The organism is Streptomyces sp. NBC_00287, from assembly GCF_036173105.1.
Classification (GTDB): domain Bacteria; phylum Actinomycetota; class Actinomycetes; order Streptomycetales; family Streptomycetaceae; genus Streptomyces.
Map to the genome: position 1 here is coordinate 8,440,254 of NZ_CP108053.1, position 13,771 is coordinate 8,454,024.

The following is a 13,771-nucleotide window of genomic DNA, read 5'->3' on the forward strand; positions in this document are numbered from 1 at the left end:
GCGACTGGTCCTGTTGCCAGAGGGCTCGCACGCCTCCTGCCTCGGTGGCGAATAGACTGGGGATCCGCAATATCCCCTCAGAGGAGTTGGCCCATGGCGACTGCCGTCGACCGCGAGCCCGCCGACGGCGAGACCGGCATCCCGGTCGGCAAGCTGGCCGCGCAGACCGCGCGGCGCATCGAGGCGACCGTGATCCGCCAGGGCTGGCCCGTCGGTGAGTCGCTGGGCTCCGAGGTGGACCTGCGGGAGCAACTCGGGGTGAGCCGTGCGGTGCTGCGCGAGGCGGTACGGCTGGTCGAGCATCACCAGGTGGCCAGGATGCGGCGCGGCCCGGGCGGCGGCCTCATCGTCTGCGCCCCCGACGCGGGACCCGCGACCCGGGCCATGGTGATCTACCTGGAGTACGTCGGCACCAGCGTCACGGACCTGCTCCAGGCCCGCCAGCTCCTCGAACCGATCGCCGCCGGACTTGCCGCCGACCGGATCACCGAGGAGGGCATCGCCACCCTCCGTGCCACGCTCGAATCCGAACTCGGCCACTGGGACGACCCGTCGGTCCACTCGCAGGACCCACTCCACCCGGTGCTCGGCCAGTTGTCGGGAAATCCGGTGCTGCACCTGTTCATCGATGTGCTCACCCGCCTCACCGCCCGGTACGCGCACACCTCCCGGCGTATCTCCAAGACGGAGATGCATGCGGCGAAGGAGACCTCGCACCGCGAGCACCGCGCCGTTGTCGACGCGGTCATCGCCGATGACGGAGCACGTGCGCAGACCGAGCTCACCGCGCATCTGGAGTCGGTGGCCGCCTGGATCGAGAAGCACCGGGTGCGCCGCGGGCAGCGGATCTCGGGGAACGTGGTCGAACCCGAGCTGGTCGAAGGCCCGCGGGCCAAGCTCGCCGAAGTCGTGGCCGCCCGCATCCACGACGACATCGCCGCGCGGGGCTGGCAGACCGGCATGGTTCTCGGTTCGGAGACGGATCTGCTGGCCCGCTACGAGATCAGCCGGGCCGTCCTGCGGGAGGCCGTACGGCTGCTGGAGTACCACTCGGTCGCCCGAATGCGCCGCGGTCCCGGCGGCGGACTGGTCGTCACCGAGCCCGAGCCGCAGGCCAGCATCGACACCATGGCGCTCTTCCTGGAGTACCAGGGCGTCACGGCCGACGACCTGCGGATCGTCCGCAACGCCATCGAACTCGGCATCGTCGCCAGGGTGACCGCGCGGCACGCGGCGGGCGACACGGAGGTTGCCGAGCGCCTCGCGAAGGCCGTCCGCTGGACCACTGAGGGTCCGGCCGACGACTCCCGTAAGGCCGACCTGTTCCACTCCGAACTGGCGGCCCTGGCCGACAATCCGGTCCTGTCGCTCTTCCTCGCCATCATCACCGAGCTGTTCCGCCGGCACGCGTCCGGCCACGACCGGCCGCTGCCCGGAGACACGGCGGCCGACGAGGTCCAGCACGTCCACCAGCGCATCCTCGACGCGATCGTCCAGGGCGACGCCGGGGTCGCCCGCCACCGGATGCGACGGCATTTGGATGCCCTCATTCCCTGGTGGCACTGATCACCCTGGACCGAGCGGTCTAATTACGTATACTCAATAAGGTCCCGATCGAAGGAGATTCGATGCGCCGGACCCTGTTCGAACAGGACCATGAGGACTTCCGTCTCCTGGTCCGTGACTTCATCGCCCGCGAAGTGCTCCCGGTGTTCGTAGTCCCGGGCGAGGCGGCGATGGGCGGTGAGCCACGAGGTTGGGTCGGCCGCGCGGTGAGGTGCCCGCCGAGGCAGGTCCTGTTCCGCGCGGCCTCCCGCCGAACCGGACATGACGGTTTTCCGGCCATCCGGCTCTCCAGTGACTACCGCGTGACTGTTTTGGCAGGCCGTTTTGAGTGGATTCGGCCATGGCAGGTGTCGCAGGCCACGACGGTCTTGCGACGCCGATGCAACATGACGCGCGCCCAGTCGGAGGGCTGCCATCCGGCATGCGCGAGATCGGCGAGGGCGCGGACGTGGTGCACTTGCACGTTGCCCTCGCTTCCGCAGATCTCGCAGGTGTCCGCCAGGAGTCTCGCGATGAGTTCCTTTTGCGGATAGTCCACCCGGACCGGTTCGCGGTCGGTGATCTCTGCCGTCCGCTGCCGCTGGAGTGGAATTCCGCCGAACCGCGCCACCAGTGGCTTCCTGTTCTTCCGCTCGATGCGGGCCTCGAAACAGACTCGGGGCCCGTTGGGGGTGTCGATTCGGGCCTTGTGCCTGCCGGCCATCTTCGGCACCGATGAGCGGTGCTTGGCCGCAAGAGTCTTGAGCATGGATGTCTCCATGACCCATTGCAGCCGATGCAGCCGGAAGGCATCTCCGGCAAGCAGGTAGTACTGGGCTATGCCCCGGTAAACGGCCCCGAACGTCGCAACGATCGCGTGATCACTGCTGTTGATCAGGGCCGTTCTCTTCGCGGGTTTCCCGCGGGCGACATATGGGGCGGACTTGGCTTTGATCACGTCCCGGGGGACACGGAGTGCAATCTGGCCGTTGACGCGTCGGTAACGGCCGGTCTTCTTCGTGTCGTTGTGCTGGGTCGTGATCTCGTAACCGAGAAACCGCGCTGCCCCGGTGCGGGCATGAGTGATCAGCGTATTGTCCTGGTACAGCTCCAGCCTGAGTTCATCACGCAGGAACTGTGCCAGGCGCTGCTTGATCTGCTCGGCCTCGGCTTTCGGTCCGGCGAACCCCAGGAGATGATCGTCCGCGTAGCGGATATAGCGCAGTCGCCGATATCCCGGGTCATTCGGGTCCGAGCTCGGCAGGCTGCCCATCCGCTGGCGCAGCATGCGGGCCTGGGCCCGGTCGCCGCGCCGGCGGGCTTTCGCCAGCAGATTCTGCATCTCCAGATAGGCCGGGTTGCGGGCCCGGCGATCTCCTCGGGTGTACTCCGGGATCAGAACTGTCTCGACGAACTCATCCAGCCTGTGCAGGTAGATGTTGGACAGGATCGGGGAGGCCACTCCGCCTTGCGGCGCTCCGGAGAGCGTGGCACCCCACCTCCAGTCCTCCAGGTATCCGGCGTTGAGCATGTTGCGCACCAGCCGCAGAAACCGCTGGTCATGGATCCTCTCGCCGAGGATCGACAGTAGGACCTGGTGGTCCAGGCTGCCGAAGCAGTCGGCGATGTCCCCTTCGATGAACCAGGAAGTCCCGGTCCAGGTGTGGTCCACCTCCCGCAATGCGGTGTGGCAACCTCGACGGGGACGGAACCCATGAGAGTGGTCGGAGAACGTCGGCTCGTAGTACGCCTCCAATAACAGACGGACCACTTCACCAACGAGCTTGTCCGACCAGGTCGGTAGCCCCAACGGACGCAACTTCCCGTTCTTCTTCGGGATATGGATGCGCGGCATCGGACGGAACCGATAACGCTCGTGACGCATCGTCTCGACGATCCGGCTGATCTTCCGTTGGGACATGCCGTCCACGGTTTCTGACGTGACCCCGGGCGTCATCGCGCCACGGTTGGCGTAGATACGTCCGTAGGCCAGCAGATACAACTTCGGGTTGAACAGCTGCCGATACAGTTCATCGCACGGCAGGTTGCGCCTGCCGCGTTCACGCAGGACACCCAGCACCGTTGCGGCGCTCTGCATTTCGCATACCTCCCGGGTTTCAAGGTGTCCGAATCACCTGGCCCCCTTCGCCCTGCGGACGGCTTTCCCGTCCTCCCTGGCCGGGCGTTAATCCGGCGACTACTACGGGGCCTCCGTCGCCCTAGGACTCGCATCCCGTAGGCGATCCCACGTTCGTCTCTGCATGTACGTTCTAGCGCGACACAGGCGTCCCACTCATCTCCTTGAATGCCCTCGCTGGGCATCGCTCCGCGCCCGGGAGTTGCTCCGGCCGCACCATACGAAGCCAGAGCAGAGCGCGGCGCCGGTTTCAGTTGTCTTTCCGGCGGATGGGAACTTGCATCTTCTGGAGATTGGGCTTCAAACAATCCAGTCTTCGCCATATCGCGCGGGCCACCCAGCACCCCGTCCCTGACAACTGGGCCCGGTCACTGGTTTTCTGACATGCTTTTGTCCCCTTCACCTTTCGGATCCAGTTAAGTCATCGGGCCCAGGAACTTCCTTCCGAGTTCCTCCCGGGTCAGCCAGGGATACAAACAGAGCGCCTCGTGGCGCACAAGGTGCGCTCGATCGCCCAGCGCTTGGGCTGGACCTCGAAGCCGCGCTGGCCGGGATACTTGCGGACGATGTCCAGCTCGCGGCCGAGGATGTGGGTGGTCCAGTCGACCAGGCGGCCGGCGAAGCCCTGGTCCGCCCAGATCTTCCGAATCTGCGGATGGTCAAGTCGAGCCCACAGCAGCGGCCGCTTCGCGCCATCCCGATCCTGGACACGGGCCGCGACGACATGGATCGCGACGAGCAGGCCGAGGGTGTCGGTGACCAGGAACCGCTTGCGGCCCTTGACTTTCTTGCCCGCGTCGAAGCCCCTGGTCGCCGCTGGCACCGTGTCGGCGGTGCGGACAGACTGCGAGTCGATCAACCCTGTGCTCGGCTCGGCGTTTCGGCCGTCAGCCTCACGGACCCGGCCGCGGAGGACGTCATGGATGTGCTCGACCGTGCCGTCATCGTGCCACCTGGTGAAGTGCCAGTACACAGTGGGCCAGGGCGGGAAGTCCTTCGGCAGCTGCCGCCAGGCGCACCCGGTCCGCACCACATAGAAGATCGCGTCCACGATCCGACGCCGCGGATGCTTCTCCCGACGCCCGCCCCTCGGTCCCACCCGTGCCGGCGGCAGCAACGGCTCCACCAACACCCACTGTTCGTCCGTCAGATCCGACGGATAGCCGCCCCCAACACCACTCACGCGGACCTCAACGACCGCTCCACCGCACAGGCACGGCAGATCTCAAACGCGGTCTGAGCACGCGGATTGAGTAGCACGGCCGGTGTCCGAGTGACAGTCGAAGCTTCGACGGCTACGGAGAGGGCAACGCTGCAGTCGGTCCGGCCGGTTTCCTTCCCGTGCATGGCTGAATGTGCATCAGCACAGTCACCCACCTCCGGCGTTGGGAGCGGACAACGGCGTGCCCGAAACGCATGGACCGACTGGTCGGTACGTGCTCTGGTGGGCCCGCATCAGGGGCAATGCCGTCAGGGGCAATGCCCGCGCAAGGCATCGATCGGATCAGGCGATGCGCGCATCCCGCCCGCCAGGAGAGCTCCATGGCCCATCAGCACGCCCCCCAGCTCCATCAAAGACCCCGGCCCCACCTGCCCGGCAAGTCCTTCCTGCTCGTCAATGGACTGACCTTCGCGGTCCACCTCCTGCTCGCCTGCACCGCCGAGGACCTGCTGGCCACGCGAGTCGCCGGACAGATCACCGTCGGCGTCGTCGCACTCCTCGCCCAGGCTGTGCTCCTGCTGTGGACGGCGGTGCGCTACGACCGCGCCCCCCACGACGAGGCCCCCTACGGTGAGGCCCTCTACCGCGAGGCCTCGTACGAGCCGCAGGGGGAGCGCTGATGCTTCCTCAGATGCTGCTCGACGCAGGGGCACCCGGCACTCTCGATCTGGACGCGGACACCCGCTCCTGGGTCCTCGTCGGCTTTCTGACGTTCATCGTCCCGATGCTGCTGATCTGTGTGCTCAACGGCCCCGAGCGCGACCGGGTCAACGAGTTCTACACCGCGGGCCGCAGGCTGCGCCCCGTGCAGGGCGCCATCGTCCTCTCCGGCGTCTATCTCTCCGCCGCGACCGTGCTCGGTACGACGGGAACCGTCGCGGTCTTCGGTTTCGACGGCCTGTTCGTCGCCCTGTGCACCGTGCTGTCGCTCGGAGTCCTGCTCCTGCTGGCCGGCCCGCTGCGCGAGCGCGGCAGCTACACCCTCGGCGACACCTTCGCCCTGCGCGCCCCGGGGCCCGCCGTGCGGATCGCGGCGGCCGTCGTCACGCTGAGCGCCTGTATCCCGTATCTGATCGTCCAGCTCTCCGGCGCGGGCCGGACCACCGCCATGCTGCTCGGCCTTTCCGGGCCGGGTGCCGAACAGACCGTCATCGTCATGATCGGCACGCTCGTCGTCTGCGCCACGGCCTTCGGCGGGATGCGAGGCATGATCGCGCTCCAGATCATCAAGACAGTGTTCCTGCTCGCCATGGCGCTCGCCCTGGCCGCGGTGCTGCTCCACCGCTTCCACTGGAGCGCCGACTCCCTCATCGACACCGCCGCTCGGGGCAGCGGCCGGCCCGAGGGCTATATGCGTCCGGGCCTTCGCTTCGCCGACGGCGGCCCGGTCGAGAGCACGCTCGACTTCATCGGCCTGATGATCACCGTGGTGCTGGGCGTGGCGTGCCTGCCCCATGTCGCCACCCAGCTCAACACCGCGCCCGACCCGGCCGCCGCCCGACGTACGGTCCGTCACACCATCGGGATCGTCGGCGCCGTCTGCCTCGTCACCACCGTGTTGGGCTTCGGTGCCGCGGCGGTGATCGGTGCCCCGAAGATTCTGGCCGCCGATCCCGGAGCCACCAGCAGCCTGCTGATGCTCACCGGGGATCTGGCGGGAGGATCGTCGGCGCGGACGGGCGAGGCATGGCTCGTCGTGCTGGTCGCGTGCGCGGTGTTCCTCACGACCCTTGCGGTCGTCGCGAGCGTGACCCTGGCGGCGGCGGGCGCGGTCGCCCACGATCTCGTCACCAACGTCGTGCGCCGCGGGCGTACCACCGAGGGCCGGGAGGTGGCCGCGGCCCGTATCGCGTCCGCCCTGGTCGGCGTGGCGAGCATCTTCTGCGCGGTGTGGGTCCAGGGCTGGAACATGGGCTTCCTGTCCACACTTTCCCTGGCGGTGGCGGCCTCCTGCCTGCTCCCGGCGCTGGTGTACGCGTTGTTCTGGCGCGGCTTCACACGCCGGGGACTGCTGTGGACGCTGTACGGCGGCCTGGGCTCCGCGATCGGACTCCAGGTGTGCAGCCCCGTCTTCTCGGGCAACCCGATGGCGCTGATGCCCGAGTGGCACATCGACTGGTTCCCGCTCCAGACAGTCGCCCTGGTGTCGCTGCCCGTCGCGTTCCTGCTCGGCTGGCTCGGCAGCGTGACGGGGCGGCGGCATACGGCACCGGTGGCACAGGCGCCGGTCAAGCCTGACGCACTGACGTACTGACGCATGAAGGCGGCGGTCGGTGGAGCGCCCTCACACGCTCCACCGGCCGACTTGACCTGTAGTTGGATCAGCGGGCCTTGTGGCGCATCTCCCGGGGGCTCACCCCGAAGCGTCGGTGGAAGGCCGTACTCATGGCGCTGCCCGAGGAGAAGCCCGAGGCGTACGCCAGGTCCGTGATCGTCATGTGTGCGCAGTCGGTGCACAGGAGTCGCTCGCGGATCAGCCGGAGGCGCTCCTCGCGGATCAGGTCGCGGGGCGTGGTGCCCACGTGCTGGAGCGCGAGCTGGATCTGGCGGAGGGACCAACCGAGGGCGCGGGCCATGGAGTTGCCGGACAGGCCGGGGTCGGCGGCGTGTTCGCGCACGTAGCGGCGGACCATCGCCTCGACCTCGGTCAGATGCCCCGGTGTGCCGGGACGGTCGTCGCCGCAGGCGAGCATGCACAGCAGCTCGACGACCCGGTCGCAGACGGCGTCGAACTGCGGGGTGGTGAGGTGGTCGCGCTCCTCGTTCAGGCTGCGCATCACGGAGTGCACCACGCGGCCAAGACCCTTGGTCAGATCGAGCCCGGTGGCCAGCGGTGCCTTCCGGTTCAGCGGGCCGTCGATCTCCTGGGCCGGGATCGACATGATGACTCCGCGCAGGGACGCGCCGTGCATGAGCTCGAAAGGCGCGCCGAGGGCGAACAAGCTGCCCGTGCCGGGCGTCAGCCGCACTTCCTGGTCGTCCTGCCGTAGCCGCAGTTCGCCGGAGAGCGGGAAGAGGAGCCGGTAGTCGGGGTCCGGCATCTGCCGGATCAGTCCCGGTGTGCGGACGTACTCGATCTGGTCGCTGTGCCAGGTGACGACCTGGTAGGTGCCACTGCGCTGCCGGATCATCTCGCCGCGGAAGACCTCGGCGCGGGGGTACCTGTAGTCCATCCGGGTCTGGTACGCCCCGACGCGCTCACTCCACAGATCGGTCTGCTCGCCTGCCGCGACCTCGGCGGTCCTCGTGGTCTCCACGACGTAGCTTCCCGTGGGCAACGCATCCCCTCCCCGACGGCTGTCACCCGCGCAGACTAGGGACCAGCAATCGGTTTCCGGAACTCGTCCCAGCCTCATTGGCCTATGCCGGAGACAAGCCTGGCGCGATCGGCCCGTCCCACGAACGCGCCTGCGTCCCACGGCAACTTCCTTGCGCGCACGGACAAGTGCGCACCCGGACGCGCCACTACCGTCGTGCGCTCGTCGACCGCCACGTGCTGTGAGGACTTGATGACGGAACAGATACCGGAGGCGGTGTTCTGGTGCCTGGCCGTGGGCCTGATCGCCGTCACCGTGCTGCTGGTGCGCGAGCGCGGCATCACCGCACGGCAGCGCAGACGGAACGCCGAACTCAGGGACGGCCTGCGGGCCCGGGACGAGGAACTCCTCCACCTCGTCTCGGCCCGGCTGCCGGCCCTCGATGACGCGCCTCACCAGCAGGTCCCGGCCGTCGGTCCGCTCGACGACCGGCTCGCCGACACCGAGTTCGCGAAATGCCTCGACGCTGTCCTGGAACGGTTCGCCGGCGCCGTCGAGCACGCCCGCTCGCGCGCCGACCAGTCGGCGAAGGCCGCCCTGAAGGCGTCGATGCGCTCCATCCAGGCCCTGGCCAACGAACAGCAGGTGTCCATCGCCGAGATGCAGGACCGGCACGACAACCCCGGCGTGCTCCGCGACCTTCTCGAAATCGACCACACCAACGCCCAGTTCGGCCGCCGCGCCCAGGCCATCGCCGTGCTGTGCGGCTCATGGCCGGGCCGCCAGCGCGCCACCTCCGCGCTCGTTGAGGTCGTACGCGGCGCCACCTCCCGCATCCGCGACTACCGACGCATCCGCATCACCGGCGAGGTCGACATCGCCGTGCGGAGCCGGGCGGTCGAACCGGTGGTGCTCGCGGTCGCCGAGCTGCTCGACAACGCGGCACGTCACTCGCAGCCGGGCACGAGCGTCGAGGTCACCGTCCAGACGGTGCACAACGGCGCCTGCGTGGTGATCGACGACGCCGGGGTCGGCATGGACGGCCGGGCCGCCGAGCATGCCGCCGAACTCCTCGCCGGCACCCACGCGGTGGACATCACCCGGCTCGGCGACCCGCCCCGCTTCGGCTTCGCCGTCATCGGGGCGCTCACCGAGCGCTACGGGTTCAGCGTCTCCGTGGGCACGGTCTCCCCGTACGGCGGTGTACGCGCCGTGGTATTCCTGCCGACCGCTCTGCTCACGCACCTGGACGCCGCCGTCCAGACGCCCGCACCGTCCGCAGTACCGCCCGCATCCATCCCGGATACCACCGCCGATCCGGCCCACCCCGATCCCGAACCCACCCCCGAGCCTGAACCCCCGGCGGCGACCACGCCCGGAGGCCTGCCCAGGCGCCGTCGCCGATCCGCCCGGCGACCGGCCGCGGAGCCCGTGCCGGCCGACGAGGTCGGCGGGCGCTCGGCCGAGGAGAACGCCCGGCGCATGGGCGCCTTCGCACGGGGCACCCGCTCCGGCAGGTCCGCCCAGCACCCGCTCCACGACGACGAAGGGAACAGCCACGAATGACCGGGCCCACCAACAACACGTTGGGCTGGATGCTGGACGAGGTGCTGAAGGTTCCGCATGCGCGTCACGCGATCCTGCTCTCCGCCGACGGCATGCTCCGCGCCTTCTCCAAGGACATCGACCGGGACGACGCCGAACGGCTGGCCGCGGGCCTGTCCGGCGTCCAGTCGATCAGCCGCAGCACGGCCGAGTTCTGCGGCACCCCGCACACCCCGTGGCGACAGACCCTGATCGAGTTCGCGCACGGCTACGTCTTCCTGGTCGCCGCCGGCGAGGGCGCCTACCTCGCGGTCTCCACCGGTGAGGACGTCGACATGGAGGCGGTCACCTACCGCATGCACAAACTCGTCGACCGGCTCGGCAAGGAGCTGACCAGCCCCGCCCGGCAGGACACCGGCAGCCCGGCATGACACCCCGGCGCCGCCCCGCAGACCGGCTGGTGCGGTCGTACGTCGTCACGGACGGCCGTGCCCACCCGACCCGCAACACTCTGGACCTGGTCACCCTGCTGATCGCGGCCGACGATCTGCCGCTGACCGGACTCAACCCGGAAAAGCGCAGGCTCATGGAGCTGTGCCGGCCCGGAGCCCTGTCCGTCGCCGAGGTGGCCGGCCATCTGTCGCTGCCGGTCGGCGTGACCAAGGTGCTGATCGCCGACCTCATGGACAGCGGCCACATCGTCACCCGCACGCCGATCCCCACAGCCCGGCCGACCGACGCCCGAATCCTCCAGGAGGTGCTCGATGGACTCCGCGCCCGCCTCTGACGACGTCTACCTGCGGCCCAGCGTGCAGACGGCGGTCAAGCTGCTCGTCGTGGGCCACTTCGCGGTCGGCAAGACCACGTTCGTCGGCACACTCTCCGAGATCCGGCCGCTGCGCACCGAGGAGGTCATGACCGAGGCCGGCGCCCTGGTCGACGACCTCGCGGGCCTGCGGGACAAGACGACCACCACGGTCGCCCTCGACTTCGGCCGGCTCACCCTCAACGACCGCCTGGTGCTCTACCTCTTCGGCACCCCGGGCCAGCAGCGCTTCACCCGGCTGTGGCAGGACATGACACGGGGCGCGCTCGGCGCGCTCGTCCTCGCCGACACCCGCCGCCTCAGCCAGTCGTTCGACGTCATGGGCGTACTGGAGGAGCACGGACTGCCGTACGCGGTCGCCGTCAACCAGTTCCCCGGCGCTCCCGCACACCAGCTCGACGAGGTGCGCGAAGCCCTGGACCTGCTGCCCGAAACCCCCCTCGTCCGCTGCGACGCCCGCGACCGGGTCTCGTCCACGCGGGCTCTCATCAGCCTCGTCGAGTACCTCCTGAACCGCACCGGCCACTTGGAGCACGCGTGACCTCCGCATCCCCCGTACCGCCCTCCCCGCCGCCGGGCTGCCCCGCGCACGAGTCCCTGTACGGGCCGGAGTTCGCCGCCGATCCGGCCGCTGTCTACCGGCGGCTGCGCGACGCCGGCCCGATCGCGCCGGTCGAGCTGGCACCGGGCGTGCGAGCCTCGCTCGTCGTCGGATACGACGCCGCCCTGCACGTCCTTCGCAGCACCGAGACGTTCTCCAAGGACCCCCGCCGCTGGAAGGACATGGCGGACGGAACCGTCCCCCCGGACAGCCCGGTCGTGCCGATGATGATGTACCGGCCGAACGCGCTGTGGACCGACGGCGCGGAACACCGCAGGCTGCGCGGCGCGATCACGGACAGCCTGGCCCGGGTCGACCCCGCCACCCTGCGCGGTTACGTCGAGGCGAGCGCGGACACGCTCATCGACCGCATCGCCCCGGCCGGGAAGGCGGATCTGCTCGGCGAGTACGCCCAGGTGCTTCCCCTGCTGGTGTTCAACCGCCTGTTCGGCTGCCCGGCGGACTACGGAGAGCGGCTGGTGCGGGGGATGTCCGGGATCTTCGACGGAGTGGACGCCGAGCAGGCGAACGAACTGCTCGCGACGACGCTGCTGGACCTCGTCACACTCAAGCGCAGGCGGCCCGGGCCGGATGTGACGTCCTGGCTCATGGCCCATGCCGCCGACCTCACCGACGAGGAGATGGTGCACACCCTCGTCCTGCTCATGGGCGCGGGGACCGAGCCGCAGCAGAACCTGATCGCCAACAGCCTGCGGCTGCTGCTGTCCGACGACCGGTTCGCGGGCAGCCTCTCGGGCGGCAGCATGCCGGTGGAGGACGCCCTCGACGAGGTGCTGTGGACCGACCCGCCCATGGCCAACTACGCCGTGCACTACCCGATCCACGACGTCGTGTACGAAGGGGCGGTACTGCGGGCGGGGCATCCGCTCGTGGTCAGCCTCGCCGCGGCGAACACCGACCCGTCCCTTACGGCGGATCAGCGTGCGGGCAACCGCGCCCACTTGGCGTGGAGCGCGGGCCCGCACAACTGCCCGGCGCAGAGCCCGGCCCGGCTGATCGCGGCGGTAGCCGTGGAGAAGCTGCTCGACCGGCTTCCCGACGTCGAACTCGCCGTACCGGTAGAGGAATTGGCCTGGCGGCCGGGCCCCTTCCACCGTGCGCTGGCCGCGCTGCCGGTGACGTTCCCGGCGGCCACCATCGCTCCGTCCACCGTCGGCGACGAGCCGTCCGTGGAGCGCACCGCAGCGACACCGCGCCCGGCCGCGGTGCCCGAGGCCGGCCGCGTGCGGCGCGGATGGGCCGGTCGGCTGCTGGCGTGGTGGCGCGGCGAGTGATCAGGGCAGGCGTACCGGAAGACTGCGGTGGCCGTTGGAGATGAAGGAGTCGACCGGCTCCAACTCGGCCTGGGGAACGGCGAGTCGAAGGCCGGGGAAGCGATCGAAGAGCGCCCGCAGAGCGATGCGGGCCTCCAGTCGGCCCAGCGGGGCACCCAGGCAGAAGTGCACGCCGTGGCCGAAGGCGAGGTGCTCCTTGTCGGTGCGGGTGACGTCGAAGCGGTCGGCGTCCTCGCCGTACTTCCCGGGGTGACGTCCGGCGGCCGCGTACGCGGCGAGGATGGCCTCGCCCTTGCCGATCACCACCCCGTCCGGGCCGCCGAACTCGCTCATCTTGAGGTCCTCGACGGCGTACCGCAGCGGCAGGCTGGCGACGGGCGCCTCCACGCGCAACGCCTCCTCGACCACGTCCTCCCACGGGACGCGACCGGAGCGGACGTGGGCGAGCTGGTCCGGATGGGTCAGCAGGAGGTGGATGGCGTTGTCGATCAGGTTGACCGTGGTCTCGTGGCCGGCGCTGACCATGAGCACCAGGGTGTCGAGCAGCTCCAGCTCGCTCAGCGCGGTGTCGCCGTCGTCGCGGACCGCGATGAGCGCGGAGGCCAGGTCGTCGCCCGGCGACCGCCGCTTGAGGGCGACGAGTTCGCCCAGCGCCGCGTACAGCCGCGCGTAGTTGTCGGTGACTTCCTCCGGGGTGGCGGAGGTGTGGAAGACGCCGTCCACGACGGCCCGTAGCTCCGCACCCTGTTCCTCGGGCAGGCCGAAGAGCTCGCTGATCACCCGGATCGGCAGCGGATAGCAGAACTCCTCGCGCAGATCGACGACTTGGCCGTGCCGTCCGGCCTCTTCGATGCCGTCCAGCAGGCTCGCGGCGATCTCCTCGATGCGGGGCCGGAGTGCAGCGGTGCGGCGTGCGGTGAACGCCTTGGAGACCAGGGCGCGCAGCCGTTTGTGGTCGCCTCCGTAGGCGGTGAACATGTTCTGCACCGCGACCCAGGTGAACAGCGGCCATACCGGGGCGATCTCGCCGTTGATCCACCGGGGCCAATGCTGGCGCGGGTCCTTGGAGACGCGTGGGTCGGTGAGCAGGCGCTTGAGGAGGTCGGGACTGCTGACGGCCCAGGCCTGGACACCGTCGGACAGTTCGACGAGGGTCACCGGTCCGCGCTCGCGTATCCGGGCGGCCTCGCCGTGGATGTCACGGCCGGTCGGGTCGATCACTAAGGGGCGCGGGTGTCCCACGGAAGCCTCCCTGACGCTCGATCAACAATACGACCGGTAAAGCTACTTGGACGTAGCGTGTGCGTGCGAGAGCCCTCGGCACATGCTGCGCACGGGGACAA

11 protein-coding genes and 1 pseudogene are annotated in these 13,771 nt (G+C 69.3%); 8 read left to right on the top strand and 4 right to left on the bottom strand.

Features of this window, described 5'->3' with window-relative positions; translation table 11 throughout:
- Nucleotides 1-93 precede the first annotated feature (93 nt).
- Entirely contained in the window at nucleotides 94-1,566 is a 1,473-nt protein-coding gene (locus OHT76_RS38355; RefSeq protein WP_328875477.1) for a FadR/GntR family transcriptional regulator, read from the top strand.
- Nucleotides 1,567-1,861: 295 nt separating this feature from the next.
- Here the strand turns inward: OHT76_RS38355 and OHT76_RS38360 are convergent, their stop codons facing one another.
- Together OHT76_RS38360 and OHT76_RS38365 are read right to left on the bottom strand one after the other, a co-directional pair.
- On the bottom strand, nucleotides 1,862-3,643 hold the full coding sequence (locus OHT76_RS38360) for a reverse transcriptase domain-containing protein (protein WP_328875478.1): 1,782 nt from the start codon (nucleotides 3,641-3,643) through the stop codon (nucleotides 1,862-1,864).
- A gap of 538 nt (nucleotides 3,644-4,181) precedes the next feature.
- Nucleotides 4,182-4,844 (bottom strand): annotated as a pseudogene (locus tag OHT76_RS38365) (IS5 family transposase); the annotation flags it as partial.
- A gap of 380 nt (nucleotides 4,845-5,224) precedes the next feature.
- Here OHT76_RS38365 and OHT76_RS38370 point away from each other — a divergent pair.
- Both OHT76_RS38370 and OHT76_RS38375 read left to right on the top strand, forming a co-directional pair.
- Nucleotides 5,225-5,524, top strand: coding sequence for a hypothetical protein (locus OHT76_RS38370; protein WP_328875479.1), 300 nt, complete (start codon nucleotides 5,225-5,227; stop codon nucleotides 5,522-5,524).
- A complete protein-coding gene (locus OHT76_RS38375; protein ID WP_328875480.1) occupies nucleotides 5,524-7,158 on the top strand; it encodes a sodium/solute symporter in 1,635 nt (544 codons plus the stop codon). The genes OHT76_RS38370 and OHT76_RS38375 overlap by 1 nt, the downstream gene beginning before the upstream one ends.
- Before the next feature lie 67 nt (nucleotides 7,159-7,225).
- On the opposite strand, the gene OHT76_RS38380 is transcribed toward OHT76_RS38375, so the two are convergent.
- Nucleotides 7,226-8,161, bottom strand: coding sequence for a helix-turn-helix domain-containing protein (locus OHT76_RS38380; protein WP_328875481.1), 936 nt, complete (start codon nucleotides 8,159-8,161; stop codon nucleotides 7,226-7,228).
- Nucleotides 8,162-8,413: 252 nt separating this feature from the next.
- Here OHT76_RS38380 and OHT76_RS38385 point away from each other — a divergent pair, with 252 nt between their 5' ends.
- From OHT76_RS38385 to OHT76_RS38405, 5 genes are read left to right on the top strand one after another with little or no spacing between them, the layout of a single operon-like run.
- Complete coding sequence (locus OHT76_RS38385; RefSeq protein WP_328875482.1) at nucleotides 8,414-9,727, top strand: ATP-binding protein; 1,314 nt, start codon at nucleotides 8,414-8,416, stop codon at nucleotides 9,725-9,727.
- Nucleotides 9,724-10,137 carry a roadblock/LC7 domain-containing protein gene (locus OHT76_RS38390; protein WP_328875483.1) on the top strand — a complete coding sequence of 138 codons (414 nt, stop codon included), beginning with the start codon at nucleotides 9,724-9,726 and terminating at the stop codon, nucleotides 10,135-10,137. Before OHT76_RS38385 ends, OHT76_RS38390 begins: the two co-directional genes overlap by 4 nt.
- Nucleotides 10,134-10,493: a DUF742 domain-containing protein gene (locus OHT76_RS38395; protein WP_328875484.1), complete on the top strand. Its 360-nt coding sequence runs from the start codon at nucleotides 10,134-10,136 to the stop codon at nucleotides 10,491-10,493. Before OHT76_RS38390 ends, OHT76_RS38395 begins: the two co-directional genes overlap by 4 nt.
- Nucleotides 10,471-11,073, top strand: a complete 603-nt coding sequence (locus OHT76_RS38400) for a GTP-binding protein (protein WP_328875485.1) — start codon at nucleotides 10,471-10,473, stop codon at nucleotides 11,071-11,073. Before OHT76_RS38395 ends, OHT76_RS38400 begins: the two co-directional genes overlap by 23 nt.
- Nucleotides 11,070-12,428, top strand: a complete 1,359-nt coding sequence (locus OHT76_RS38405) for a cytochrome P450 (protein ID WP_328875486.1) — start codon at nucleotides 11,070-11,072, stop codon at nucleotides 12,426-12,428. Before OHT76_RS38400 ends, OHT76_RS38405 begins: the two co-directional genes overlap by 4 nt.
- Here OHT76_RS38405 and OHT76_RS38410 read toward each other — a convergent pair whose 3' ends face one another.
- The gene (locus OHT76_RS38410) at nucleotides 12,429-13,670 is read right to left on the bottom strand and encodes a cytochrome P450 family protein (protein ID WP_328875487.1); all 1,242 of its coding nucleotides are present in this window, start codon (nucleotides 13,668-13,670) and stop codon (nucleotides 12,429-12,431) included.
- Nucleotides 13,671-13,771 lie beyond the last annotated feature (101 nt).

Bases quoted from the DNA above. Each gene is read 5' to 3' on its own strand.
- OHT76_RS38355 (WP_328875477.1), top strand. From the start codon at position 94: ATGGCGACTGCCGTCGACCGCGAGCCCGCCGACGGCGAGACCGGCATC.
- OHT76_RS38360 (WP_328875478.1), bottom strand. From the start codon at position 3,643: ATGCAGAGCGCCGCAACGGTGCTGGGTGTCCTGCGTGAACGCGGCAGG.
- OHT76_RS38370 (WP_328875479.1), top strand. From the start codon at position 5,225: ATGGCCCATCAGCACGCCCCCCAGCTCCATCAAAGACCCCGGCCCCAC.
- OHT76_RS38375 (WP_328875480.1), top strand. From the start codon at position 5,524: ATGCTTCCTCAGATGCTGCTCGACGCAGGGGCACCCGGCACTCTCGAT.
- OHT76_RS38385 (WP_328875482.1), top strand. From the start codon at position 8,414: ATGACGGAACAGATACCGGAGGCGGTGTTCTGGTGCCTGGCCGTGGGC.
- OHT76_RS38390 (WP_328875483.1), top strand. From the start codon at position 9,724: ATGACCGGGCCCACCAACAACACGTTGGGCTGGATGCTGGACGAGGTG.
- OHT76_RS38395 (WP_328875484.1), top strand. From the start codon at position 10,134: ATGACACCCCGGCGCCGCCCCGCAGACCGGCTGGTGCGGTCGTACGTC.
- OHT76_RS38400 (WP_328875485.1), top strand. From the start codon at position 10,471: ATGGACTCCGCGCCCGCCTCTGACGACGTCTACCTGCGGCCCAGCGTG.